Here is a 23,271-nt window from a genome sequence, read left to right as displayed (position 1 = left end):
CAGGCGGGCCCCGAGGGCGGGGCGCCCGGCGCCAATCCGGTTGCCGGGCCCGCCCGTCCGGTGGCAGGGTCGGGCCCCATGGCCTCCTCCCGCAAGCTGCACCCGGACGAACTGGACATCGACGAGGCGCTGGTGGGCCGGATGGTCGCCGAGCACTTCCCGCAGTGGGCCGGCCTGCCGGTCGAGCCGGTGCTGCCGGCCGGGACCAGCAATGCGATGTACCGGCTGGGGCCGGAGCTGGTGGTGCGCGTCCCGCGGATCCCCGGGGTGGTCGAGGAGATCGCCAAGGAGGACCTCTGGCTGCGGCGCCTGGCCCCGCGGCTGCCGGTCCCGGTGCCCGTCCCGCTGGCCGTGGGCGGGCCGGTGGACGGTTGCCCCTGGCCCTGGTCGGTGCTGCGCTGGCTCGACGGCACCACCCCGGACCCCGGACGGATCGCCGAACCGCTCCTGCTGGCAGCCGACTTGGCGGCCTTCGTGACCGCCATCCGGCGGATCGACCCGACCGGCGCCCCCGCCGCCTACCGCAGCGAGTCGCTGGCCGAGCGCGACGCCGCGACCAGGACGGCGGTCGCGGCCGTGCCCGACCTGGTCGACGCCGCCGCCGTGACCGCCGCCTGGGAGCACGCCCTGCGGGCGCCCGCACCCGCCGGCCCGCCGGTCTGGATCCACGGCGACCTCCAGCCCGGCAACCTGCTGGTGGACCCGGACGGCCGGCTGGGCGCCGTCATCGACTTCGGCTGCGCGGGCCTCGGGGAGCCGGCCGTCGACCTGATCCCCGCCTGGTACGTCCTGCCCGCCGCCGCCCGCACCGCCTTCCGTACGGCCGTGGCCGCCGACGACGCGATGTGGGGCCGGGCCCGCGGCTGGGCCCTGTCCATCGCCCTGTTGGAGGTGGCCTACTACCGGGACAGCGACCGGAGGATGACCGGCATCGCCCGCCGGGTGGTCGCCGAGGTGCTGGCCGATCACGCCTCCCCGTCCGGCAGCCGCCACTCGTAGGGGAACAGGTGAGCGTCGGACCCCTCGGTGTCGAAGGAGTATGCCAGTCGGTCCGGCGGCGGCACGCCCTCGGTCCGGTACACCGTCTCGTCCAGCACGCTCGTCCTCCCCGGCCCCGTGCTCCTGGTACGGGCGTTGTCACACCGCGAACGGCCCGTGCCCGGTCCGGCTACCGGGGCACCCGGTGCTGCCACTCCCGGGCGAACACCACGGAGCCCGCCTCCAGCGCCCGCAGCTGGACGACGCTGATGAAGTGCCCGGCGTCGCAGCGCAGTTGGGTGCGGGTCTGGACGGTGACGTCCCAGCCGATGTCGGGCCGCTCCAGCCGGACGGTGTGGTCGGTGCGGGCCTGGGCGCTGAGCGGGGCGCCGGTGAGCACCCGGTAGGCGGTGACGGTGTGCTCGTCGCGGACCAGGCCGTCGGGGTGGGTGCGGGTGCCGTCGGTGGCGGGGGAGAGCTCGGTGCGCCACTCGCGGCGGCCGATGTCGTGCACGGTGAGGTGCTCGGGCCGGGCGGTGAGCGGCTCGGTGAGGTGGACGTCGAGCGGATCGGGCAGCGCCGGGGCCTCGAAGGTGAGCGGCGGGGCGCCGACGTCGGCGGCGAGGTGGCGCACCGGCAGGCTCAGCACGGAGCGGGACGGGTCGACGCCGTACCCGGTGTCCTCCGCCGGGGGCCACACCCAGGGCCAGTAGACCGAGGAGAGCGCCAGCCGCAGCCGGTGTCCGGCCGGGACCGCCCGGGCGCAGGCCGCGAGCTCGACCTCGGCGTCGGGCCCCTCGGCGACCAGGACGCCCCGGGTGACCAGCTCCGAGGTGCCGTCCGGGCCGACCGCGCACAGCCGTACCGCGACCTGGACGGGCGCCCCGTCCTCGCGCAGCCGCAGCCGTACGGTCGGGGTGCCGAGCAGCTCGACCGGCTCGGGCAGCGGCTGGGAGTCGAAGCAGACCGAGCGGCCGTCCTCCTCGCGCTGGTCCGGCGGCAGGTCGGCGGGGCGGCCGTGCGGCACGTACGCGCCGGCGTTGAGGCCGGTGTGCTGGGGGGAGCGGACCCGGACGTACCGCTCGTCGGAGGCGGTGCCGGCGGCGCGCAGCGGCCCGTCCAGGCCGTAGTGGATCTCCCGGACGTCGGGGGAGGGCCAGGCCTCGTCGCCGGTCCAGCGGTCGCCGAGCCGGCTGCGCAGGGCGGGCTGCTTGAGGGCGTCGGTGTCGGCGCCGCGCAGCCAGTGGTCCCACCAGCGCAGGGCGTCGGGCAGGGCGTCCTCGGGCAGGCCGTGCGGCCAGGGGCCGATCAGGGCGCGCGCGGTGGGGGACTCGGCGAGCAGCCGCAGCACGAAGGAGCAGGACGGGTCGCCCCAGCCGGCCACCGCGAGGGCGGGCACGGACACCGGGACGGTGCTCTCGCCGGCCGCGAGCCAGTCCTCGACGGGCGGGCGCAGCGACTCCAGCCGGGCCAGCCAGCCGGCCCGCCAGGCGTCGCCGACGTGCCGCGGGTCCGGCGGCAGGGCGGCGTCGGCGACCAGGGCGGTGAGCCGGGTGTGCAGGTCGGCGGCGAGCACGGCCCCGCCGAGCCGGTGGCCGCCCTCGGGGCAGGCGGTGACCACGGCGCCGACGGTGTCGGGGGTCCGGGCGGCGAGCCGCAGGGCGGTGGTGCCGGCCGCGCCGACGCCGAGCAGGCCGAGCCGGCCGTTGCACCAGGGGCGGCGGGCGAGCCAGTCGATCACGGCGGCGCCGTCGGCCAGCTCCTGGTCGCCGCCGGGTTCGCCGGGGACGCCCTCGGAGTTGCCGTGCCCGCGGGTGTCGACCCGGACGGCGGCGTAGCCGTGGCCCGCGAACCAGGGGTGGCGGCGGGCGTCCTCGGCGGCGGTCCGGTCGGTGAGGCGGCCGCCGGAGTACTCCAGCACCGCGGGGCCGGGCTCGTCGCCGACCGGCCGCCACAGCCGGGCGGCCAGCCGCGTCCCGTCGGGCAGCGGGATGCGCAGGTCCTCGCGGGTGGTGTGGAAGGGGTAGGACGGCATGGCCGCTCCCATCGGTCCCGGGCGTCGGTAATCCGACAGTAGGGGAGGGAGCGGACCTTTTCCTGATGAGGGGGCCTGGTGAACGCCTGGTGAACGGAGGCCCCGCCGGGGCTCCCCGGCGGGCGGTTCCCCGACGGGCGGCTTCCCGGCGGGCGCGCCCCTCCCGCCGAGCGGCGGGCGGTGAGGGGCGCGCGGCGGGGGCACGGCCGGTCAGGCTCAGGCCTTGCTCAGCCAGGCGGTGGCGTTGAGGGCGAGCGCGGCGTTGGTGCCCGCCGGGTCGTCCCAGCCGTTGAAGAGGGTGTTGCCGGACTGGCCGGTGCCGTCGTCGGCCGGGGAGCTGTCGCCCCAGATCGCGACCCGGCCGGAGCCGAAGGTGCTGGTGACGAAGAACGCGCCGGTGTTGCCGCTGTAGCCGGTCCGGTAGACCAGGCCCTTGACCGTCGGGTTGTCGGCGGGCTTGAGGGTGAAGGTGGTGCCGCTGCGCAGGATCGAGCCGGTGACGGTGCCGAAGGTGCCGTGCAGCACGGGGTCGGTGGCGTCGCTGGTCGCGCGCGGGTTGTCGGTGGAGATGTTGAGCAGGTCGACCGAGAAGCCGAAGGGGTCGTTGTTGTTCACCCCGTTGCTGGTCAGCAGGTCGTTGATGATCTTCGGGGAGTCCCAGCCGTCGTTGTTGCGGTCGCTGTTGAGGTGGTCGGAGATCAGGAACAGCCCGCCGCCGTTCTGCACGAACTTCATGATCGCGGTCTTCTCGCTCGCGCTGAACCGGATGTTGGGCTCCGGGATCACGAAGGTGTCGAAGTTGGCGAGGTCGAGCGCGGCACCGGTGCCGTAGCTGATGGTGGAGCCGGCCGGGAGGGTCTTCAGGCTGTACTGGCCGGTCTTCTGGAGGGCGACGCCCCAGGCGGACAGGGCGCCGGTCCAGCTCTTCTCCATGGTGGGGGCGGCGTTCTGGGCCAGCGGGTCGGGCTGGCTGGTGCTGATGATCCAGTCGGCGTTGCCCGCGGTCTCGGCCTTGCTGTTGTCGAACAGCACCCGGTGCGGGGTGGCGCTGACCGCGGCGGCCGTGGCGGCGGGAGCGGTGGCGGTGGGGGCGGCGGTGGCGGGGGCGGTGAGACCGGCCGCGAGCAGCGCCGCGCCGGCCAGGGCCGCGGCGGTTCGGATACGGATCGTCATGGGCCGTTCCTCCGTGGGGAGTTGAGGGTTCGGCGCTCAGGTTTCGCGCGTAGAACGGAAGTATCCGCGCGTAGAGCCCGTGGTGAAAGCCCTGGAAGGTTACGAAGCCTTGCACGGGTCGTGACGATCTCCGGGAGGGGGGTGGCGGCGGGGGAGACGAATCCGTAATTGCGCATGACTTGCAACTGCGTGCATCGAGACGGAAAGATGGCCCAGCTCCGACCGCCCGAACGAAAGGACACGACGATGACCGCCCCCCGTTGGCGCGACCGGCTCAGCCGTGAGGAGTGGATCCGCCTGGCCGGAATGGGCGGCTTCATCCTCGCGCTGCACGTCATCGGCTGGTTCACCCTGATCGCGCTGGTCGAGCCCGAGCACTACGACGTCGGCGGCCAGGTGTTCGGCGCGGGCATGGGCCTGACCGCCTACACCCTCGGCATGCGGCACGCGTTCGACGCGGACCACATCGCCGCCATCGACAACACCACCCGCAAGCTGATGGGCCAGGGCAAGCGCCCGCTGTCGGTCGGCTTCTGGTTCTCGCTCGGACACTCCTCGATCGTCTTCGGCCTCTGCGCGCTGCTGGCCCTCGGCGTCCGCTCGCTGGCCGGCCAGGTGGAGTCCGACGACTCGGCGCTGCACGAGCTGACCGGCCTGATCGGCGTCGCCGTCTCCGGCACCTTCCTGCTGCTGCTCGGCCTGATCAACCTCGGCGCCTTCAACGGCATCCTCAAGGTCTTCCGCCGGATGCGCCACGGCGACTACGACGAGGCGGAGCTGGAGCGCCAGCTGGAGCGGCGCGGGCTGATGAACCGCATCCTCGGCCGGGTCACCAGGGCCGTCACCAAGCCCTGGCACATGTACCCGGTGGGCCTGCTGTTCGGGCTGGGCTTCGACACCGCCACCGAGGTGTCCCTGCTGGTGCTGGCGGGCGGCGCGGCGGCCTTCTCGCTGCCCTGGTACGCGCTGCTCACCCTGCCGATCCTGTTCGCGGCCGGGATGAGCCTGCTGGACACCATCGACGGCTCGTTCATGAACTTCGCGTACGAGTGGGCCTTCTCCAAGCCGGTCCGCAAGATCTACTACAACCTGACCGTCACCGGGCTGTCGGTGCTGGTCGCGCTGGTGATCGGCTCGATCGAGCTGATCGGCCTGCTCGGCGAGAAGCTGGACGTCACCAGCGGCCCGATCGCCTGGATCGGCGGGCTGGACCTCAACTTCGTCGGCTACGCCATCGTCGGACTGTTCGTGCTCACCTGGGCCGCGGCGATCGCCTACTGGAAGTTCGGCAACGTCGAGGAGAAGTGGTCGGCCGGGCTGGCCGCCGCCTCCGCCACCGCCTCCGGCGAGTCCGAGTAGCGCGCCCGCGCAGCCGAGGGCCGGTGACCGGGGTCTGGTCACCGGCCCTCGGGGCTGTCGGGCCCGGGCGGGCCGGCGCGGCGCGGCGCGGGCGGCGCTACTTCAGCGCGGCGAGCACCGCCTGCGCCATCACCTGCTCGCCGGTCGCGTTCGGGTGGAACGGCACGGCGGGCGAGCCGGGCAGCGCGCCCTCGATCCAGCGGTCGTCCGAGCAGACGTCGTGCCCGAGGGTCGGCGTCGCGGTGTCCACGTAGGTCGCGCCGTTGGCGGCCGCGGTGGACTTCAGGGCGGCGTTCAGCGTGTCGAGCACCCCGTGCATGTACTCGACGTCACCCGGGGTCACCGGCTGGCGCAGGACGCAGGTCGAGCCGTCGGCGGGCAGCACCGACGGGTAGCCGACCAGCAGCACCTTGGCCCCGGGCGCCTTGGCGTGGATGCGCCTGAGGGTGTCGGCCAGCTGCGGGGTGATGGTGGTGCGGATCCGCTCGGCCAGGTCGTCGGTGCCGTACTGCCAGGACATGGTGCTCCAGTCCCAGTAGCCGTGGTGGTAGACGTCCTTGCAGGGCGTGCCGAACGGGTTGACGACGGCGCCGGCGATGCAGGTGGCGACGAGTTCGCCGAGGCCGAGGTCGCTGGCGGCCAGGTCGTTGCCGCCGATCCCGAGGGTGACCAGGTCGGTGTCGGCGGTCACCGCGTCCAGCTGCGGGTCGTTGACCCGGATGAAGGCGTCGTACTGGGGCTGCGTCATCGCCTTGATCTTGGCCGCGGAGCAGGTGACGTCGCTGTACCGGCCGGCCTTGAGGGCGGCGGCGACCAGGTGGCCGTAGTTGCGGTCGGAGCGCAGGCACAGGCCGGCCGACTGGCCCGGCACGCCGGCGCCGGCGGCGTAGGAGTCGCCGAGCGCCACGTAGTGCCTCGGCGCCGCGACGGCGGCCTGGGCGGTGGTGGAGGTGAGCGCGAGCGCGGCGCCGAGGGCGACGGCGGCGAGCGCGGTGGAATTCCGGAGGTGCCGGGATTTCCGGGCAGGGCGGAGCACGGTTCCTCCTGGGGGAGAGAAACGACGGGTGGGGGTCGTGCCGAGCCGGGCCACAGCTACTCGCAGGTAAGTTACTGCCAGGTTTCCCGGGCGTCCATGGTTCGCGCGGAAATCGCCGATATTCCGTCAGACGGCCCCGGACGGCATTTCGCATTTCGCTCCACCGCGTATCGTTCGGCCCCCTACGGCAATTCCGAAACGACCCGGAGCGGAATTCGGCCCGGCGCTCGTTACCCGCGGGTTGACCGGACGTCACCGCAGACCGCACTATCGGGCGCACAGCGACGGCGCGTCCCGGGCGCGCCGCCACCGCGAGCCGCGACGGAGGACTGCGCATGGCCCTGGACGCCGACGTCATCGTCATCGGGGCGGGCCTCGCGGGCCTCGCCGCCACCGCCGAACTCGCCGACGCCGGACGGAAGGTGATCCTGCTCGACCAGGAGCCCGCGACCGGTCTCGGCGGCCAGGCGCACTGGTCCTTCGGCGGCCTCTTCCTGGTCGACTCGCCCGAGCAGCGCCGGATGCGGATCCGCGACTCGCACGCCCTCGCCCGGCAGGACTGGTTCGGCACGGCCGGCTTCGACCGGCCCGAGGACGCCTGGCCGCGCCGCTGGGCCGAGGCGTACGTGGACTTCGCGGCGGGCGAGAAGCGCTCCTGGCTGCACGGGATGGGCGTGCGGTTCTTCCCGGTGGTCGGCTGGGCCGAACGCGGCGGGTACCTCGCCGACGGGCCGGGCAACTCGGTGCCGCGCTTCCACATCACCTGGGGCACCGGGCCCGGGCTGCTGGCGCCCTTCGTCCGGCGGGTCCGCGCGGCCGCCGCGCGCGGCCTGGTGGACCTGCGCTTCCGGCACCGGGTCACCGGCCTGTCCGCCACCGCGGGCGCCGTCGACACCGTCACCGGCGAGGTGCTGGTGCCGAGCCCGGCGGGCCGGGGCGAGGCCAGCTCGCGCGAGGTCGCCGGGGGCTTCGAACTGCGCGCCCAGGCGGTGGTCGTCACCTCCGGCGGCATCGGCGGCAACCACGACCTGGTTCGCAAGGCCTGGCCGGCCCGGCTCGGCACCCCGCCCGCCCGGTTGCTCTCCGGCGTGCCCGCGCACGTGGACGGGCTGATGCTGGAGGTCGCCGGCCGGGCCGGGGCCAACCTGATCAACGGCGACCGGATGTGGCACTACACCGAGGGCATCGCCAACTGGGACCCGATCTGGGCCCGGCACGGCATCCGCATCCTGCCCGGCCCCTCCTCGCTCTGGCTGGACGCGCGCGGCCGGCGGCTGCCCGTCCCGCTGTTCCCCGGTTTCGACACCCTCGGGACGCTCGAACACATCATGACCACCGGGTACGACCACACCTGGTTCGTGCTCAACCAGCGGATCGTCGAGAAGGAGTTCACCCTCTCCGGCTCCGAGCAGAACCCCGACCTCACCGGGAAGTCGGTGCGCGGCGTGCTGGGCCGCGCGCTGCCCGGCGCCCCCGGCCCGATCCGGGCCCACCTGCGGCACGGGCCGGACTTCGTCGTCGCCGGCAACCTCGCCGACCTCGCCCGCGGCATGAACGCCAGGACCGGCGGGTCGCTGATCGCCCCGGACGAGCTGCGCCGCACCGTCGAGGACCGCGACCGGCAGCTGGCCAACCCCTTCTCCAAGGACCTCCAGGTCACCGCGATCCACGGCGCCCGCCGCCACCTCGGCGACCGGCTGATCCGCACCGCCGCCCCGCACCGCATCCTCGACCCGGCCGCCGCCCCGCTGATCGCCGTCCGGCTGAACATCCTGACCCGCAAGTCGCTGGGCGGGCTGGAGACCGACCTGTCCTCCCGGGTACTGCGGCCGGACGGCGAGGTGCTGCCGGGGGTGTACGCGGCGGGCGAGGCGGCCGGGTTCGGCGGCGGGGGCGTCCACGGGTACCGCTCGCTGGAGGGCACGTTCCTGGGCGGCTGCCTGTTCTCCGGCCGCACGGCGGGACGGGCGGCGGCGCGGGCGGTCGGCTAGCGCGGGCGGCCGGTCAGCGTGGTCAGCCGGGCGATCGGCCCTGGGCTCAGTCGGGCGCGGGCGGGCGGCCGGGGCCCTGTCGGGCGCGGGGACGGGGAGCGCTCCGGGGTCGTGCCCCGGTGCGCCCCTCCCCCGTGCGGACCGCACCGGATCCGCCCCGCGGCGGGGCCGCGGCGGGGTGACGGGTACAGTGCGGAGGCCGGTGCTCAGGGCGCCGCAGACCAGGGGGGGGCAGGAGAACCGATGAGCCGCCGAGACCGCGACGGTGCCCGGGACCGCAAGCGGGGCGCCGGCGCCCCCGTGACCGTGACGGTCTGCCGGGGCTGCTGCTGCGGCACCGAGGCGAAGCACCCCGGGGTCGACCACGCGGGCCAGTACGAGCGGCTGCGGACGGCGGTGGGCCCGGCGGGCCGGGTGCGGGCGGTCAAGTGCCTCGACGTGTGCACCCAGTCCAACGTGGTGGTGGTCGGCCCCTCGGCCGAGGGCCGGGCGGCGGGCGGCCGGCCGGTCTGGCTGGGCTTCGTGCTGATGGACGAGATGATCGACGACATCGCCGCCTGGGTGCGCGCGGGCGGTCCCGGCCTGGCCGACCCGCCCGGGCTGCTCGACCTCCAGCTGATCTCGGTCTCCCGGCGGGTCCGCGAGGGCCTGCCCGAGTGAGGCCGCCCGAGGCCGCCCGCCGGGCCGATTGACTGATCGTCAGATCACATCGGCCGGGGGTGGTTCGCGGCCTTCACCACTACGATGACCGGTGGTGTCCGGCCGTTCCGGGCGGCGCCGAGCCGTCTTCGGACGGCACCGAGCCGTTTCCGCGCGAGGGAGGAAGCCGATGACGACGGTCTGCCGCATCTGCGCGGGCACCGGCCGGACCGCCGGTCTCAGCTGCCGGACCTGCCAGGGCACCGGCACCACCGAGGTGGGCGGCGGGGGCGGCAACTGCTTCCTCTGCGACGGCACCGGGGTGTACGTGCGCTACCGGGTGGACGCGACCGGCGCCAAGCACGCCTACCGGGACGAGATCTGCCGCACCTGCGACGGCACCGGCAACCGGGCCGCCAACCAGTGGGACGAGCCCTCCGGCTGACCCTCCGGCCGGGCTCCTGCCGACCAGCCGGGGCCGCCGCCGACACCCGCTCAGACCGGGCGGCGCGAGGGGGCCATGATGCGGCGTCGGGACGGTACGGACACGCCCTTTGCCGAATCATGGTCGAACAATTGCGTTCGAATGACCGGCACGCTGCGACCCGTTCACCCGGCGTCCGTGCGCGATCAACGAACCGCTGGAAGAGTCCCGCGCATGGATATCCCCAACATGGGCGTGCCGGCCGAGCTCGCCGACCGCATGAGCATGGCCGAGCAGCACGAGTACCTGCGGGCCCGCTTCTCCCGCCGCCGGATGCTGCGCGCCGGTGCCGTGACCGTGGGCGCCGTCGCCGTCGGCGGCGCGCTGGGCAACGGGACGGCCTTCGCCGCCCCGGCCGGCCCGCAGCTGCTGACCGGCGGCACGACCGACGGCGTCGACGGCTCGCTGGTCGCGCCGACCGGCCGCCACCTGCAGTTCGGCCCCGAGCCGGACACCCAGTTCCGCATCTCCTGGCAGGTGCCGGCGCCGGTCAGGAAGCCCTTCCTGCGCTTCGGGAGGACCCCGTGGGAGCTGAGCCACAAGGTCCAGGCCGAGGTCCGCGCCCTGCACACCCCCGCGCTGACCCCGAACGGCCGGCCGGTGGACCAGTACTACCTGCACGTGGCGCTGGAGGACCTGCGCCCCGACACCACGTACTACTACGGTGTCGGCCACGAGGGCTTCGACCCGGCCTCGCAGCAGCGGATCTCCACCCTCCACACCTTCCGCACCGCGCCCGCCCGCGACCACCGCTGGGGCAAGGTGTACGAGCCGTTCACCTTCACCGCCTTCGGCGACCAGGGCGTCAGCGCGCACGCGGCCGGCAACGACCACGTCATCAAGGCCCAGAACCCGGCCTTCCACCTCCACGCCGGCGACATCTGCTACGCCGACCCGGCCGGTTCCGGCACCGACCCGGACAAGTCCGTCTTCAACGCGCGGACCTGGGACGACTTCCTGGTGCAGACCGAGCCGGTCGCCGCCGACGTCCCGTGGATGGTCGCGTACGGCAACCACGACATCGAGGCCTGGTACTCGCCGAACGGCTACGGCGGCGAGAACGCCCGCTTCTTCCTGCCGGACAACGGCCCGGACCCGCGCGCCGTCCCCGGCGTCTACACCTTCCGCTACAAGAACGTCGGCGTGATCTCGCTGGACGCCAACGACGTCTCCTACGAGATCCCGGCCAACCTGGGCATCTCGGCGAACAAGCAGACCAGGTGGCTGGAGCGCACCCTCAAGGACCTGCGCGGCGACGAGACCGTCGACTTCGTGGTGGTCTTCTTCCACCACTGCGCCTTCTCCACCACCGTCGCGCACGCCTCCGAGGGCGGCGTCCGCGAGGCCTGGGTGCCGCTGTTCGAGAAGTACCGGGTGGACCTGGTCATCAACGGCCACAACCACATCTACGAACGCACCGACGCGATCCTCGGCAACAAGGTCTCGAAGCAGGTGCCGAGCGGCGCCACCATCGAGCCGGCCAAGGACGGCGTGGTCTACGTCACCGCGGGGGCGGCCGGCCGCAGCCTGTACAAGTTCGACGTGCCGGACACCTACGAGGGGCACGAGAACCACCAGGACGAGGTCAGCACCTACTACTGGAGCAAGGGCCGGGTGAAGACCCCTGAGACGATCCAGTGGTCGCGGGTGCGCTACACCGGCTACTCCTTCATCAAGGTCGACGTCACCCCGAAGCACCTGGGCCAGAAGTCGGTCATGAAGGTCACCGCGCTGGCCGAGGACGGCACGCAGATCGACAACTACACGATCCTGCGCGAGGTCGGCGAGGGCTGGGACTCGAACCGGGACGACGACGGCCAGGGCGGCGGCTGGGGCTGGTAGTCCCGGCGGGCCCGGCGGGGCCCCGGCGCCGGAGGTGCGGCGCCGGGGCCCGCACCGCCCGGCGCCGGCCGTCCCGGCGCGGGCCCGTACGCCTCAGTGCCGGGGGCCTCAGCGCCGTACGCCTCAGCGCCGGGGCCCGTACATGATGACGGCGACCCCGGCCAGGCAGATCAGCGCGCCCAGCACGTCGTAGCGGGTCGGCCGGAAGCCGTCCACCACCACGCCCCACAGCAGCGAACCGGCCACGAACACCCCGCCGTACGCGGCCAGCACCCGGCCGAAGTGGCTGTCCGGCTGCAGCGCCGCGACGAAGCCGTACGCGCCGAGCACCACCACGCCCACCCCGGCCAGCCACCACGGCCGTTGCTCGCGCACGCTCTGCCAGACCAGCCAGCAGCCGCCGATCTCGGCGAGCGCGGCGAGGACGAACAGGGCGACGGAGCGGAGGACGGCCATGGCCCCGAGCGTACGGGGACGCCGTGGCCGTTCAGCCCTGGCGGTAGGTGGCCAGGAAGCGCCCGATCCGGTTGACGGCCGTCTCCAGGTCGTCGGCCCGGGGCAGGGTGACGAAGCGGAAGTGGTCCGGGCGGGGCCAGTTGAAGCCGGTGCCCTGGACGACGTGGATCTTCTCGCGCAGCAGCAGGTCCAGCACGAACCGCTCGTCGTCGACGATCCGGTGCACCGCCGGGTCGAGCCGGGCGAAGGCGTACAGCGCGCCCTTGGGCTTGACGCAGCTGACGCCGGGGATCTCGTTGAGCGCCTTGACCGCGATGTCGCGCTGCTCGGTGAGCCGGCCGCCGGGCAGCACCAGGTCGTTGATGGACTGGTGGCCGCCGAGTGCGGCCTGCACGGCGTACTGGGCGGGCACGTTGGGGCACAGCCGCATGCCGGAGAGCATGGTCAGGCCCTCCAGGTAGTCGGTGGCGTGCTGCCGGGGCCCGGAGACGACCAGCCAGCCGCTGCGGAAGCCGGCCACCCGGTAGGACTTGGACAGGCCGTTGAAGGTGAGGGTCAGCACGTCGTCGGCCAGGGCGGCCAGGCAGTGGTGCTCGGTGCCGTCGTAGAGGATCTTGTCGTAGATCTCGTCGGCCAGCACCATCAGGTGGTGGCGGCGGGCCAGGTCGAGGATGCCCTCCAGCAGTTCCTTCGGGTAGACCGCGCCGGTGGGGTTGTTGGGGTTGATGACGACGATCGCCTTGGTGCGGGCGGTGATCTTGGCGGCGATGTCGTCCAGGTCCGGGTACCACTCGGCCCCTTCGTCGCACAGGTAGTGCACGGCCTTGCCGCCGGCCAGCCGCACCACGGCCGTCCAGAGCGGGTAGTCGGGCATCGGCACGAGCACCTCGTCGCCGTCGTCCACCAGCGCGGTGACGGCCATCTGGATCAGCTCGGAGACGCCGTTGCCGAGGAAGACGTCGTCGACGGTGACGCCCTCGACCCCGCGCTGCTGGTAGTACTGCACCACCGCGCGGCGGGCCGGCAGGATGCCGCGCGAGTCGCTGTACCCGTGTGCCTTGGGCAGGTTGCGGATGATGTCCTGGATGATCTCCTCGGGCGCCTCGAAGCCGAACGGGGCCGGGTTGCCGGTGTTCAGCCGCAGCACGCTGTGCCCGGCCTCCTCCAGGGCGTTGGCCTGGTCGACCACCGGTCCGCGGATCTCGTAGCACACGTCATTCAGCTTGCTGGACTGCCGAAACTCCATCTGCGGCCTCCCGACCGTCACCACCGCTCCGCTGCTTCAGCTTTGTTCTACCAAGTGTGTACTTGGAAAGTCCAACCTCTTGGCTATGCTGATCCGCATGTCACGCCGAAGCTACGACCAGTACTGCGCCGTCGCCCGCGCCCTGGACGCGGTGGGGGAGCGCTGGAGCCTCCTGATCGTCCGTGAGCTCCTCGGTGGCCCGCGCCGCTACACCGACCTGCACGCCGACCTGCCCGGCGTCTCCACCGACATCCTGGCCACCCGGCTCAAGCAGCTGGAGGGGGAAGGGCTGGTCGTCCGCCGCCGACTGGAACGGCCCGCCAACGCGATGGTCTACGAACTGACCGGGCGCGGCCGCGAACTGCGGTCGGTCGTCGAGGCGTTGGGGGAGTGGGGGCTCGCCGCCCTCGGCGAGCAGCGGCCCACCGACGCCGTGCGCGAGCACTGGTTCACGCCCCGGAAGGCGGCGGAGGAGACGGCGGCGGTCCCGGCCGGCTGACGGTGGTCGCGCCGGCCGGCGGCCGATGCCCGCGGGGCGTGCCCGGAGGGGACCGGGGCGGCGGCAAGGCCCCCGTCGCCGGCCGCCGCCCCGTGGCCCCACGATGGCCCGGGCCGATAAACGAACACTCGACGTGCGATGAGCGCCGGGCCCGCCGCCGTTCCCGAGTGGGCACACACGTACGATCGTCGGATCGCGAAGCCGTCTCGGGAGACCACTCGGGAGACCAGGAGAGCGGAGGCCAGCCCGTGCCCACCCCCTACCGCAGCTACGTCGCCGTCGGCGACTCCTTCACCGAGGGCATGGGCGACGACCTGTTGCCCGACGGCCACTACCGGGGCTGGGCCGACCGGGTCGCCTCGGCGCTGGCCGGCGAGACCTCGGCGCTGGCCGGCGAGACCTCGGCGCCGGCCGGTGGGACCTCGGCGCCGGCCGGTGGGAACGGCGGCTTCCGGTACGCCAACCTCGCCGTCCGCGGCAAGCTGATCGGCCAGATCCACGACGAGCAGCTCGCCCCCGCCCTCGCGATGGGCGCCGAGCTGGTCACCCTGGCCGGCGGCCTCAACGACGTGCTGCGCCCCGGCTGCGACATCGACGCGGTCGAGCGGCAGCTCGGCCGCTGCGCCACCGAGCTGCGCGCCGGCGGCGCCACCGTCGTGCTGTTCACCAGCACCGACCCCACCCGCCGCCTGGCGGGCAGCGCCCGGCTGCTGCCCGCGATCCTGCGGATGAAGGCCTTCGTCCAGGAGCTGGGCCGGCAGGACGGCTTCGTCGTGGTCGACCTGTTCTCCGCGCCCTGCTTCGACGACCGCCGGCTGTGGGCCGAGGACCGCCTGCACCTCGCGCCCGAGGGCCACCGCAGGGTCGCCGCGGGCGTGCTGGAGGCGCTCGGCCGCCCCGCCGCCTTCGACTGGCGCGCCCCGCTGCCCGCCGCCGCCCCGGCCGGCCGCGCCGAGCGGCTGCGCGCAGACGCCCGCTGGCTGGGCACCCACCTCGGCCCGTGGATCGGCCGCCGCCTCACCGGCCGCTCCTCCGGCGACGGCCGCCCGGCGAAGCGGCCGGAGCTACTGCCCTACTTGTAGGGAGTGTCTGACAATTCCCGCCGGGCGAGCGACGCCGGGGCACGCACCTCGCCGCGTTGTCGTCGGTCGCCAATGCTCCGCAGTGGCTCCCTCCTCCGCCTTGCGATGCACGCACCCCAACGCCGCTCGCTGATCCGACGCCAATTGTCAGACACTCCCTAGGCCTCCGGGCGTTCCGGCTGCAGGACCAGGCTCGCCATCGGGGCGTGGGTGGTCCAGCCGAGCGCCGTGTAGAGCGCCTGGCCCTCCGGCGTGCCGACCAGCACGCCGGTGCGCGCGCCCCGCTCGTACGCGGCGGACTGGAGCGTCCGCATCGCCAGCGCGCCCAGGCCCCGGCGGCGGTGCTCGGGCACGGTGGTGATCTGGTCCGGTACGGCCACCGGGCCGGCCAGGCCCGCCTGGCCGCGGGCGGCGAGGTGCCCCTCCCCGGTGCGCACCAGCGCCCGGAGGACTCCGCCGCGCTCCCAGGTGGTCACGGTGTAGCCGGCCGGGGCCCGGGGCCGCTCGGCGGTGAGCGGGACGCTCATCAGGAAGCCCGGCACGTCCAGGCGCCACCGCTCGTCCAGCCACGGGCGCACGGTCGCGTCCTCGGTGAACAGCTTCAGCCAGGTGGTCGGCGCGGTGACGGTCTCGCCGAGCTTGCGGACGTCGGCCTCGGTCGGCTCGGGCAGCACGTGCCGGCCCACCTCGCCGGCCGGTGCCCCGACGTCGATGCTCCAGCCCCAGGGCTGGTCGACGGGCTCGGCGGAGCCGCGCGAGACGGTCCAGCCCGAGATCCACATCCGGACGAGTTCCCTGATGCCCGGGTCCTGCATGGCGCCCACCCCTATGTGTAATAGTCCAAAGGTCCCTGCGTACCTTACAGGCGCCGAGGGCCGTCTGCCCAGTAGGATTTCCGGGTTCACCGCGCCGTCCGGCGCTCGGCTGTAGGAAGGACCGGAACGTGCGCGAGACCGAACCGCCGCAGAACCCCACGGCGGCCGCGCCGACCCCGCTCGAATCCGACTGCGGCAGCTGCTTCGGCCTCTGCTGCGTCGCCCTGCCGTTCGCCGTCGGCAGCGACTTCGCCATGAACAAGGCCGCCGGCAGCGCCTGCCACAACCTCCGGACCGACTTCAGCTGCGGCATCCACGCCCAGCTGCGCGACCGGGGCTTCCAGGGCTGCACCGTCTACGACTGCTTCGGCGCCGGGCAGCGGGTCTCCCAGGTGACCTTCGGCGGCCGCAGCTGGCGCGAGGAGCCGGACAGCGCCAAGCCGATGTTCGACGTCTTCCCGATCGTGCGGCAGCTGCACGAGCTGCTCCACTACCTCACCGAGGCGCTCACCTTCGAACCCGCCGGAGCCGTCCACGACGAGCTGCGGCAGGCGCTGGCGGAGACCGACCGGCTGGCCGGCGGCGCCCCCGAGGAGATCCTCGCCGTCGACGTCCCGGCCCACCGGCAGCGGGTCAGCGAGCTGCTGCTGCGCGCCAGCGAACTGGTCCGCGCCGCCGTCCCGCGCCGCCGCGAGCACCGGGGCGCCGACCTCTTCGGCGCCCGGCTGCGCGGCGCCGACCTGCGGGGGGCCAACCTGCGCGGCGCCCTGCTCGTCGCGGCCGACCTCTCCGGCGCGGACCTGCGCCTCGCCGACCTGGTCGGTGCGGACCTGCGGGACGCCGACCTGGCCGGCGCGGACCTCACCACGGCCCTCTTCCTCACCCAGGCCCAGCTCAACGCCGCCCGCGGCGACGCCACCACCCGCCTCCCGGCGGGCCTCACCCGGCCCGGTCACTGGCCCGAGAAGGCCCTGCCGGTCGGCGCCCCGCGAAAGCCACGCGGCGGGACCAGGGCGCAGGGCGGCGGCCGTTCGGGCCGACCGCGTCGGTCCTAGGGCCGGGCCGCTCCGGTCCTGCTGCCGCCCTGCTGCTCGTCAGCTCCCGGGGTGGAGCGGGTCCTCAGGACCACCGCGGCGATTCGCACGGCCGGGGGCCAGGGTGGTGCGGGGGCGAACGCGTGCACGACGTTCACGGCCGGGCGCCCGGCTGCGGGACCCCCTCGATGCGGGTGGAGTAGAGCTCGACCCGCTGCGCGCCTTCGGTGACCGTTCGGATGTGGCGACCGAGCCGGGGCTGGTGTTCGAGCTCGGCGCGCAGTGCCTCCAGGGCCTCGGTGACGTCGAGTTCCTTGGCCCGCTGGGCGGCGCGATCGGTGACGGCCGCGACCGCCGGGCCAGCCGGATCGCCCTGTCCGTGCGGATCGTTCACTCGGAGTCCTGCCGGACCAGCAGGTCGTTCACGGCCTCGTTCACGGCGTCGGCCGCCTCGCGGTCGGCGGCGATCAGCACCCGGCCCCGGTAGGCGGCGACGATCTCGGCGACCGTGACCAGGTCGACCACCTTGCCGACCTCCCCGACCTGGCCGAGCTGGTCGACCGGCACCCGGCGCAGCAACTGCTCGGCGAGCTCGGCGTCCAAGCGCTGCGCGTCGCCGGGGTAGCCGTGGCCGGCCCGCAGCGCGGCCCGCAGTTCCTGGACCGTGTCCATCGGCGGCAGGCCCCGGCGGCCCCCGCCGTGCCCGTGTTCGGAGGGCTGGGCGGTCATGTCCCACCAACCCCTTCCCGTCGGCCGGCCCGGCGCCGTGCCGGGCCCTGTGCTGCCAACGGTAGCCGCCCGGCGCCGGTTCGTGGTCCGGCACCCGGCAATCTGCTATGGGCCGGCCGGGCCGTCGGTCAGTATGCGGCTCGGGCGGTCAGCAGCCGGGCGCGCAGGGCCTCGATCTGGTCGCGGTCGACGCCGAGGGTGCCGGTGAGGTAGCCCTCGACCGAGCCGTGGCGCTCGGCGAGGTCGGCCAGGACGAGCCGGATGACGGTTTCCGGCGCGCGCCCGTAGCCGGGCCAGCGCAGGGCGCGGCCGGGGTGGGCGGCGTGCCACTCGGCGACGAGGCGCGGGGTGGCGAGCTCGGTGAGCGCGAAGTCGGCGGCGATGTCGTCCTCGCCGACGCCGAGCAGGGTGTGCAGCAGGGCGGCGATCAGCCCGGTGCGGTCCTTGCCGGAGGCGCAGTGGAAGACCACCGGGGCCTCGGCGGCCGTGATCACGTCCAGGACCTGGCGGATCTCCTTCACCCCGTCCTCGGCGACCTCGGCGAAGCGGTCGGCGAGGTAGCGCCAGGGGTCGAGCTCCGGGTCGATCTCGGCCTGGTCGTACGGGCGGTGCTCGATCGAGAGGTTGTGGTACTCCAGGCCCTCGAACTCCGGCACCCGGCCCTTGGCGGCGATCTCCCAGGGGTAGCGCAGGTCGATCACGGTCCGCACCCCGAGGGCCCGCAGCCGGTCGAGGTCCTCGGGGGTGCCGAGCTTGCCGAGCGAGTCGGAGCGGTACAGCAGCCCCCACCGGACGGACCGTCCGTCGGCGGTCGGATAGCCGCCCAGGTCACGGAAGTTGTGCAGGGCGTCGAAGGGGATGTGGCGCATTGTCATGCGCGCACTCTAGCCAGCGGGCCTCAGCCGGCGGCCGGCCGGTCCCCGCCACCGGTCCGGTCCCCGGCGCCGGTCCGGTTCCCGGCGGCCGGGCCGTAGCCGTGGGCGAGCAGGTCGAAGGCGCGGGTGGCGTCGCCGACGGCTTCGGCGTGCAGGTCGTCGGCGCTGCGGCCGTCCTGGATGCGGCGCCAGTTGTGCAGGGCGAGCACCCGCTGGGTGGCGGTGACCTGGGCGGCGAGCAGGGCGGCGGCGAGGTCCTGCGGCCCGGGCAGGCCGGCGGCCTCGCGCAGCGCCTCGGCCAGCGACCGCTCGGCGCGGGCCACGTACTCGCCGACCCGGGCGGCCAGGCTGGGGGTGCCGTAGACCAGGGCGGTGAAGGCGAGCACCGCGGGGTGGTCGTTGAGGCCGGTGACCGGGTCGCGCCGGGCGAGGCCGGCCAGGAAGTCCCGCAGCAGCGCGTCGAGCACCGGCTCGCCGGGCAGCCGCCCGCGGACCACCTCGGCGGCCTGCTCCTGGTGGTCGGCGAAGCGGTGGACGACCAGGTCCTCCTTGGTGGGGAAGTAGGAGAACAGCGTCGGCTTGGAGACCTCGGCGGCCGCCGCGACGTCCGCCACCGACACCCGGTCGAAGCCGTGCTCCAGGAAGAGCGCGATGGCCGCCTCGGAGATGACCCGCCGGGTCCGCTCCTTCTTCCGCTCCCGCAGTCCGCTCATGCGGGACAGGCTAACAGCGGGGATTGACCGGGGCAGGTTTCTGGCCCGGTATGACAATCCGCGGAGCCCCGGGACGCGTCCCGGGCCGGAGCTCCGGAAGCGTCCTCACCGTCTCAGGCCGTGAGCGAGCCCGTGCTCTGGCGGACCGGTTCCACCACCGGTGCACCCGCCGTGACCGGCGAGGCGGTGCCGTCGCCGGCGGCCTCCAGCGACTCGTCCGGCACCTCGCGGTCCTCGGCCGGCAGCTGGTCGCGCAACCGCCGGATGGCGGTGGCGAGTTCGCGCAGGGCGGCCTGCGGGACGACGGGCGCCCGGTTCTTGACGATGCCGGCGTCGTGGTCGCCGTACTGGTCGACGGAATCGCCGACGTCGAAGCCGCTCGATCTGCCAGGGACGATGGCTCACCACGGCGCCGGTCGCGGAAGCGGACGCGCCCGCGCCGCGCCCCGCTCTACACGCCCCGCTCTACACGCCCCGCTCTACACGCTGCGGTCGGCGAGCACCTCGCGGACGACGTGGCGGGCGTTGGCGGTCAGCGCCTGGTCGGTGTGGCGGTAGTACGGGATCGTCACCAGGGCGATGGAGAACGCCCAGGCGCGGCCGCGGGCCCACATGGCATCGTCGGCGTGCAGGGCGGCGCGGAAGGCCGGACGGGCGGTGGCGGGCAGCAGGTTCCAGGCGGCGATCAGGTCGGCGGTCGGGTCGCCGACGCCCATCAGGGCGAAGTCGATGACGGCGGAGAGCCGGCCGGTGCGGGCGAGCAGCAGATTGCCGGGGGTGAGGTCGCCGTGCAGCCAGACCGGCGGGCCGGCGTACTCGGGGAGGCGAAGTGCCTTGTCCCACAGCGCGGTTGCGGCCGCCGTGTCGATCGAGCCGGAGAGCTGGGCGATGGCCGCGCGGGTGGCGCCGTCCCGGGAGGCGAGCGGCGCGCTGCGCTGGGAGGCCGGAGCGCCGGCCGGGTCGACGGCGCGCAGGGCGTTGACGAAGCCGGCCAGGTCGCGGGCCAGGCCCTCGGGCGCGGCCAGTGCCCCGACCACCGGGTTGGCGCCGTCGAGCCAGTGCAGCACCGACCACTCCCACGGGTAGCCGGCGGCGGGCCGGCCGACCGCGAGCGGCGCGGGGACCGGCAGCGGCAGCCGCGGCGCCAGCCGGGACAGCCACTGCTGCTCGCGCCGCGGGCCCCCGGCGGCCCACCCCACCCGGGGCAGCCGGACGGCGAGTTCGGGTCCGAGCCGGAACATCGCGTTGTCCGCCCCGGGGACGGGGACGGGGGTGACGGGGAGGCGCTCCCACTGCGGGAACTGGGCGGAGATCAGCCGCCGCACCAGGGGCGCGTCGACCACCGGTCCGTCGGGGTGCATCCGGGTGGCAGCGCACATGCCCGGCAGCGTACAGCGCCGGTCGTCGCCGTTCAGCAGGATTCCCGAACTGCCCGAACTTCTCAGCTGATGGGATGCTCAGCGGTCAGCGGTCAGCGGTCAGCGGTCAGCGGTCAGCGGTCAGCGGTCAGCGGACGGCGGGCGGCGGGCGGTTCCCGGCCCCGCCCGTCGGCCGGGGAACCCCCAACCGCGCCCCAACCGAGCCCCGCCCGAGCCCCGGTGGAGCCCCGCGCCGGTCCCGGGACCGGTCCCGCGACGGCGCGCCACGCCCGGCCGCCCCGGGTGCGGCCGGGCGCCGTCGTCGGCACCTGCCAGAATGCAGGGCGTACGGCGCAAGCACTGAAGGAGAAGGTGACCGGCTTCGTGACCACGCCAGTCGAACAGGGGGCCCGGCAGGCCCAGCAGGCGATCGAGCGGAAGATCGCCGAGGAACTGGGCGTCCGCGAAGGGCAGGTGAAGGCGGCGGTCGACCTGCTCGACGGCGGCGCGACCGTGCCCTTCGTCGCCCGCTACCGCAAGGAGGTCACCGGCTCCCTCGACGACGCCCAGCTGCGCGCCCTGGAGGAGCGGCTGCGCTACCTGCGCGAGTTGGAGGACCGCCGGGCGGCCGTCCTGGAGTCGATCGAGGCCCAGGGCAAGCTGGACGACGCGCTGCGCGCCCAGGTGCTCGCCGCCGACTCCAAGGCCCGCCTGGAGGACATCTACCTGCCGTTCAAGCCGAAGCGGCGCACCAAGGCGCAGATCGCCCGCGAGGCCGGCCTGGAGCCGCTCGCCGACACCCTGCTCGCCGATCCGGACCAGGACCCGGCCGCGCTGGCCGACCAGTACCTCAACGACTCCGTGGCGGACCGGAGTGCCGCCCTGGAGGGCGCCCGGGCGATCCTGGTCGAGCGCTTCGGCGAGGACGCCGACCTGGTCGGCTCGCTGCGCGAGCGGATGTGGACCCGCGGCCGGCTGGTCGCGAAGGTCCGCGACGGCAAGGAGGGCGACGGCGCCAAGTTCGCCGACTACTTCGACTTCGCCGAGCCGTACACCAAGCTCCCCTCGCACCGCATCCTGGCGATGCTGCGCGGCGAGAAGGAGGAGGTGCTCGACCTCGAACTCTCCCCGTACGACGGCGAGTCCGAGGGCGACCTGCCCGGCGAGAACGACTACGAGCAGCGGATCGCCGCCCGCTTCGGCATCGCCGACCGCGGCCGCCCGGCCGACAAGTGGCTCGGCGACACCGTCCGTTGGGCCTGGCGCACCCGCATCCTGGTCCGGCTCGGCATCGACCTGCGGGCCCGGCTGCGCGCCGAGGCCGAGGAGGAGGCGGTGCGGGTCTTCGCCGCCAACCTCCGCGACCTGCTGCTCGCCGCCCCGGCCGGCACCCGCGCCACCATGGGCCTGGACCCGGGCTTCCGCACCGGCGTGAAGGTCGCCGTGGTCGACGCCACCGGCAAGGTCGTCGCGTACGACACGATCTACCCGCACCAGCCCGCCAACAAGTGGGACGCGGCCCTGGCCACCCTGGCGGCCCTGGCGAGGAAGCACGACGTCGACCTGGTCGCGATCGGCAACGGCACCGCCTCCCGGGAGACCGACAAGCTCGCCGAGGACCTGCTCAAGCGCCACCCCGAGCTGAAGCTCACCAAGGCGATGGTCAGTGAGGCCGGCGCCTCGGTCTACTCGGCCTCCGCCTTCGCCTCGCAGGAGCTGCCGGACCTGGACGTGTCGATCCGCGGCGCGGTCTCGATCGCCCGCCGGCTCCAGGACCCGCTGGCCGAGCTGGTCAAGATCGACCCCAAGTCGATCGGCGTCGGCCAGTACCAGCACGACCTGAGCGAGGTGAAGCTCTCCCGCTCGCTGGACGCCGTGGTCGAGGACTGCGTCAACGCCGTCGGCGTGGACGTCAACACCGCCTCGGCGCCGCTGCTCACCCGGGTCTCCGGGATCACCGGCACCCTGGCCGACAACATCGTGGCCCACCGCGACGCCAACGGGCCGTTCCGCACCCGCAGGCAGCTCAAGGACGTCGCCCGGCTCGGCCCCAAGGCCTTCGAGCAGTGCGCCGGCTTCCTGCGCATCCCCGACGGCGAGGACCCGCTGGACGCCTCCAGCGTGCACCCCGAGGCCTACCCGGTGGTGCGCCGCATCCTGGCCTCGACCGGCGGGGAGCTGCGCGAGCTGATCGGCAACGGCGAGCGGCTGCGGGCGCTGCGTCCGGCGGACTTCGCCGACGACACCTTCGGCGTCCCGACCGTCACCGACATCCTCGGCGAGCTGGACAAGCCGGGCCGCGACCCGCGTCCGGCGTTCCGCACCGCGACCTTCAAGGAGGGCGTCGACAAGATCGGCGACCTGGAGGTCGGCATGGTGCTGGAGGGCGTGGTCACCAACGTCGCCGCCTTCGGCGCCTTCGTGGACGTGGGCGTCCACCAGGACGGGCTGGTGCACGTCTCGGCGCTGTCGAGGAACTTCGTCAAGGACCCGCGCGAGGTGGTCAAGCCCGGCGACATCGTCAAGGTCCGGGTGCTCACGGTGGACGTGCCGCGCAAGCGGATCGGGCTGACCCTGCGGCTGGACGACGAGGTCGGCCGCGAGCGCGGCGGCGACCGCGGCGACCGCGGTGACCGCCAGGCCCGCCCGCCGCGCCAGGAGCGCCGCAGCGGCGGCCAGGGCGGCCGCGGCGGCCAGGACCGGCGCGGGGGCGGCGGTCAGGGCGGCGGTCAGGGCGGCGATCGCGGCGGCTTCGGCGGCGGCGCTCCGGCCAACAGCGCCATGGCGGACGCGCTGCGCCGCGCGGGCCTCACCGGCGGCGACGGCGGCTCGGGCGACCGCCGCTCCGGGCGGCGCTGAGCCGCCCCGGGCACGGAGGACGCGCGACCGCACGACACGCGACCGCGCGACCGCACGACACACCACGG

Annotated in this window: 21 protein-coding genes and 2 pseudogenes; 10 read left to right on the top strand and 13 right to left on the bottom strand. The window is 74.4% G+C overall.

Going from position 1 to position 23,271, the window contains the following annotated elements; genetic code table 11:
• Positions 1 to 78 precede the first annotated feature (78 nt).
• A complete protein-coding gene (locus ACZ5GH_RS08405; RefSeq protein WP_464333841.1) occupies positions 79 to 999 on the top strand; it encodes an aminoglycoside phosphotransferase family protein in 921 nt (306 codons plus the stop codon).
• On the opposite strand, the gene ACZ5GH_RS08400 is transcribed toward ACZ5GH_RS08405, so the two are convergent.
• From ACZ5GH_RS08400 to ACZ5GH_RS08390, 3 genes and pseudogenes are all read right to left on the bottom strand, one after another.
• Positions 966 to 1,097 (bottom strand): hypothetical protein, encoded by a 132-nt coding sequence (locus ACZ5GH_RS08400; RefSeq protein WP_387758125.1) that lies wholly within the window; start codon positions 1,095 to 1,097, stop codon positions 966 to 968. The two genes, ACZ5GH_RS08405 and ACZ5GH_RS08400, sit on opposite strands and share 34 nt — an antisense overlap.
• A gap of 71 nt (positions 1,098 to 1,168) precedes the next feature.
• Positions 1,169 to 3,013 (bottom strand): CocE/NonD family hydrolase, encoded by a 1,845-nt coding sequence (locus tag ACZ5GH_RS08395; protein WP_464333840.1) that lies wholly within the window; start codon positions 3,011 to 3,013, stop codon positions 1,169 to 1,171.
• Between the two features lie 219 nt (positions 3,014 to 3,232).
• Positions 3,233 to 4,186, bottom strand: a pseudogene (locus tag ACZ5GH_RS08390) (hydrolase); the annotation flags it as partial.
• Positions 4,187 to 4,432: 246 nt separating this feature from the next.
• Here ACZ5GH_RS08390 and nicT point away from each other — a divergent pair.
• On the top strand, positions 4,433 to 5,545 hold the full coding sequence (gene nicT / locus ACZ5GH_RS08385; protein ID WP_387758128.1) for a Nickel transporter NicT: 1,113 nt from the start codon (positions 4,433 to 4,435) through the stop codon (positions 5,543 to 5,545).
• A 97-nt stretch (positions 5,546 to 5,642) separates the two neighbouring features.
• On the opposite strand, the gene ACZ5GH_RS08380 is transcribed toward nicT, so the two are convergent.
• A complete protein-coding gene (locus tag ACZ5GH_RS08380) occupies positions 5,643 to 6,581 on the bottom strand; it encodes an SGNH/GDSL hydrolase family protein (protein ID WP_387758129.1) in 939 nt (312 codons plus the stop codon).
• A gap of 335 nt (positions 6,582 to 6,916) precedes the next feature.
• On the opposite strand from ACZ5GH_RS08380, the gene ACZ5GH_RS08375 reads away from it, so the two are divergent.
• The 4 genes from ACZ5GH_RS08375 to ACZ5GH_RS08360 all read left to right on the top strand — a co-directional run bounded on the left by ACZ5GH_RS08375 (position 6,917) and on the right by ACZ5GH_RS08360 (position 11,537).
• Positions 6,917 to 8,572: an FAD-binding dehydrogenase gene (locus tag ACZ5GH_RS08375; protein ID WP_464333839.1), complete on the top strand. Its 1,656-nt coding sequence runs from the start codon at positions 6,917 to 6,919 to the stop codon at positions 8,570 to 8,572.
• Between the two features lie 243 nt (positions 8,573 to 8,815).
• Entirely contained in the window at positions 8,816 to 9,232 is a 417-nt protein-coding gene (locus ACZ5GH_RS08370) for a (2Fe-2S) ferredoxin domain-containing protein (RefSeq protein WP_387758131.1), read from the top strand.
• A gap of 169 nt (positions 9,233 to 9,401) precedes the next feature.
• Positions 9,402 to 9,656 carry a hypothetical protein gene (locus ACZ5GH_RS08365; protein ID WP_387758132.1) on the top strand — a complete coding sequence of 85 codons (255 nt, stop codon included), beginning with the start codon at positions 9,402 to 9,404 and terminating at the stop codon, positions 9,654 to 9,656.
• A 213-nt stretch (positions 9,657 to 9,869) separates the two neighbouring features.
• A complete protein-coding gene (locus tag ACZ5GH_RS08360; RefSeq protein ID WP_464333838.1) occupies positions 9,870 to 11,537 on the top strand; it encodes a purple acid phosphatase family protein in 1,668 nt (555 codons plus the stop codon).
• 123 nt (positions 11,538 to 11,660) lie between these two features.
• Here the strand turns inward: ACZ5GH_RS08360 and ACZ5GH_RS08355 are convergent, their stop codons facing one another.
• On the bottom strand, positions 11,661 to 11,993 hold the full coding sequence (locus ACZ5GH_RS08355; RefSeq protein ID WP_387758136.1) for a YnfA family protein: 333 nt from the start codon (positions 11,991 to 11,993) through the stop codon (positions 11,661 to 11,663).
• 31 nt (positions 11,994 to 12,024) lie between these two features.
• A complete protein-coding gene (locus ACZ5GH_RS08350) occupies positions 12,025 to 13,239 on the bottom strand; it encodes a pyridoxal phosphate-dependent aminotransferase (RefSeq protein WP_387758137.1) in 1,215 nt (404 codons plus the stop codon).
• Positions 13,240 to 13,336: 97 nt separating this feature from the next.
• On the opposite strand from ACZ5GH_RS08350, the pseudogene ACZ5GH_RS08345 reads away from it, so the two are divergent.
• Positions 13,337 to 13,690, top strand: a pseudogene (locus ACZ5GH_RS08345) (winged helix-turn-helix transcriptional regulator); the annotation flags it as partial.
• 296 nt (positions 13,691 to 13,986) lie between these two features.
• Entirely contained in the window at positions 13,987 to 14,820 is an 834-nt protein-coding gene (locus ACZ5GH_RS08340; RefSeq protein WP_464333837.1) for an SGNH/GDSL hydrolase family protein, read from the top strand.
• Positions 14,821 to 14,978: 158 nt separating this feature from the next.
• Here ACZ5GH_RS08340 and ACZ5GH_RS08335 read toward each other — a convergent pair whose 3' ends face one another.
• Positions 14,979 to 15,635 carry a GNAT family N-acetyltransferase gene (locus ACZ5GH_RS08335; RefSeq protein WP_387758140.1) on the bottom strand — a complete coding sequence of 219 codons (657 nt, stop codon included), beginning with the start codon at positions 15,633 to 15,635 and terminating at the stop codon, positions 14,979 to 14,981.
• A 128-nt stretch (positions 15,636 to 15,763) separates the two neighbouring features.
• Here ACZ5GH_RS08335 and ACZ5GH_RS08330 point away from each other — a divergent pair, with 128 nt between their 5' ends.
• Positions 15,764 to 16,690, top strand: coding sequence for a pentapeptide repeat-containing protein (locus ACZ5GH_RS08330; protein ID WP_464333836.1), 927 nt, complete (start codon positions 15,764 to 15,766; stop codon positions 16,688 to 16,690).
• Between the two features lie 133 nt (positions 16,691 to 16,823).
• On the opposite strand, the gene ACZ5GH_RS08325 is transcribed toward ACZ5GH_RS08330, so the two are convergent.
• From ACZ5GH_RS08325 to ACZ5GH_RS08300, 6 genes are all read right to left on the bottom strand, one after another.
• Positions 16,824 to 17,063 carry a hypothetical protein gene (locus tag ACZ5GH_RS08325; RefSeq protein WP_464333835.1) on the bottom strand — a complete coding sequence of 80 codons (240 nt, stop codon included), beginning with the start codon at positions 17,061 to 17,063 and terminating at the stop codon, positions 16,824 to 16,826.
• Positions 17,060 to 17,398, bottom strand: coding sequence for a hypothetical protein (locus ACZ5GH_RS08320; RefSeq protein WP_464333834.1), 339 nt, complete (start codon positions 17,396 to 17,398; stop codon positions 17,060 to 17,062). Before ACZ5GH_RS08320 ends, ACZ5GH_RS08325 begins: the two co-directional genes overlap by 4 nt.
• 128 nt (positions 17,399 to 17,526) lie before the next feature.
• Entirely contained in the window at positions 17,527 to 18,273 is a 747-nt protein-coding gene (locus ACZ5GH_RS08315) for a tyrosine-protein phosphatase (RefSeq protein ID WP_464333833.1), read from the bottom strand.
• 23 nt (positions 18,274 to 18,296) lie between these two features.
• The gene (locus ACZ5GH_RS08310) at positions 18,297 to 18,995 is read right to left on the bottom strand and encodes a TetR/AcrR family transcriptional regulator (RefSeq protein ID WP_464336805.1); all 699 of its coding nucleotides are present in this window, start codon (positions 18,993 to 18,995) and stop codon (positions 18,297 to 18,299) included.
• A 104-nt stretch (positions 18,996 to 19,099) separates the two neighbouring features.
• Positions 19,100 to 19,243 carry a hypothetical protein gene (locus tag ACZ5GH_RS08305; RefSeq protein WP_387758146.1) on the bottom strand — a complete coding sequence of 48 codons (144 nt, stop codon included), beginning with the start codon at positions 19,241 to 19,243 and terminating at the stop codon, positions 19,100 to 19,102.
• Between the two features lie 222 nt (positions 19,244 to 19,465).
• Positions 19,466 to 20,365, bottom strand: a complete 900-nt coding sequence (locus ACZ5GH_RS08300) for an aminoglycoside phosphotransferase family protein (protein ID WP_387758148.1) — start codon at positions 20,363 to 20,365, stop codon at positions 19,466 to 19,468.
• A gap of 363 nt (positions 20,366 to 20,728) precedes the next feature.
• Between ACZ5GH_RS08300 and ACZ5GH_RS08295 the strand changes: the two genes are divergently transcribed.
• Positions 20,729 to 23,203 carry a Tex family protein gene (locus ACZ5GH_RS08295; RefSeq protein WP_464333832.1) on the top strand — a complete coding sequence of 825 codons (2,475 nt, stop codon included), beginning with the start codon at positions 20,729 to 20,731 and terminating at the stop codon, positions 23,201 to 23,203.
• Positions 23,204 to 23,271 lie beyond the last annotated feature (68 nt).

The sequence above is a fragment of the Kitasatospora sp. Xyl93 genome (assembly GCF_055383135.1).
Note: the sequence above shows the minus strand (reverse complement) of the source record. Positions and strands in the feature narration are given on the sequence as shown.

Coding starts and splice junctions, on each gene's coding strand:
- ACZ5GH_RS08405 (WP_464333841.1), top strand. CDS start 79: ATGGCCTCCTCCCGCAAGCTGCACCCGGACGAACTGGACATCGACGAG.
- ACZ5GH_RS08395 (WP_464333840.1), bottom strand. CDS start 3,013: ATGCCGTCCTACCCCTTCCACACCACCCGCGAGGACCTGCGCATCCCG.
- nicT (WP_387758128.1), top strand. CDS start 4,433: ATGACCGCCCCCCGTTGGCGCGACCGGCTCAGCCGTGAGGAGTGGATC.
- ACZ5GH_RS08375 (WP_464333839.1), top strand. CDS start 6,917: ATGGCCCTGGACGCCGACGTCATCGTCATCGGGGCGGGCCTCGCGGGC.
- ACZ5GH_RS08370 (WP_387758131.1), top strand. CDS start 8,816: ATGAGCCGCCGAGACCGCGACGGTGCCCGGGACCGCAAGCGGGGCGCC.
- ACZ5GH_RS08365 (WP_387758132.1), top strand. CDS start 9,402: ATGACGACGGTCTGCCGCATCTGCGCGGGCACCGGCCGGACCGCCGGT.
- ACZ5GH_RS08360 (WP_464333838.1), top strand. CDS start 9,870: ATGGATATCCCCAACATGGGCGTGCCGGCCGAGCTCGCCGACCGCATG.
- ACZ5GH_RS08355 (WP_387758136.1), bottom strand. CDS start 11,993: ATGGCCGTCCTCCGCTCCGTCGCCCTGTTCGTCCTCGCCGCGCTCGCC.
- ACZ5GH_RS08350 (WP_387758137.1), bottom strand. CDS start 13,239: ATGGAGTTTCGGCAGTCCAGCAAGCTGAATGACGTGTGCTACGAGATC.
- ACZ5GH_RS08335 (WP_387758140.1), bottom strand. CDS start 15,635: ATGCAGGACCCGGGCATCAGGGAACTCGTCCGGATGTGGATCTCGGGC.
- ACZ5GH_RS08320 (WP_464333834.1), bottom strand. CDS start 17,398: ATGACCGCCCAGCCCTCCGAACACGGGCACGGCGGGGGCCGCCGGGGC.
- ACZ5GH_RS08315 (WP_464333833.1), bottom strand. CDS start 18,273: ATGACAATGCGCCACATCCCCTTCGACGCCCTGCACAACTTCCGTGAC.
- ACZ5GH_RS08300 (WP_387758148.1), bottom strand. CDS start 20,365: ATGTGCGCTGCCACCCGGATGCACCCCGACGGACCGGTGGTCGACGCG.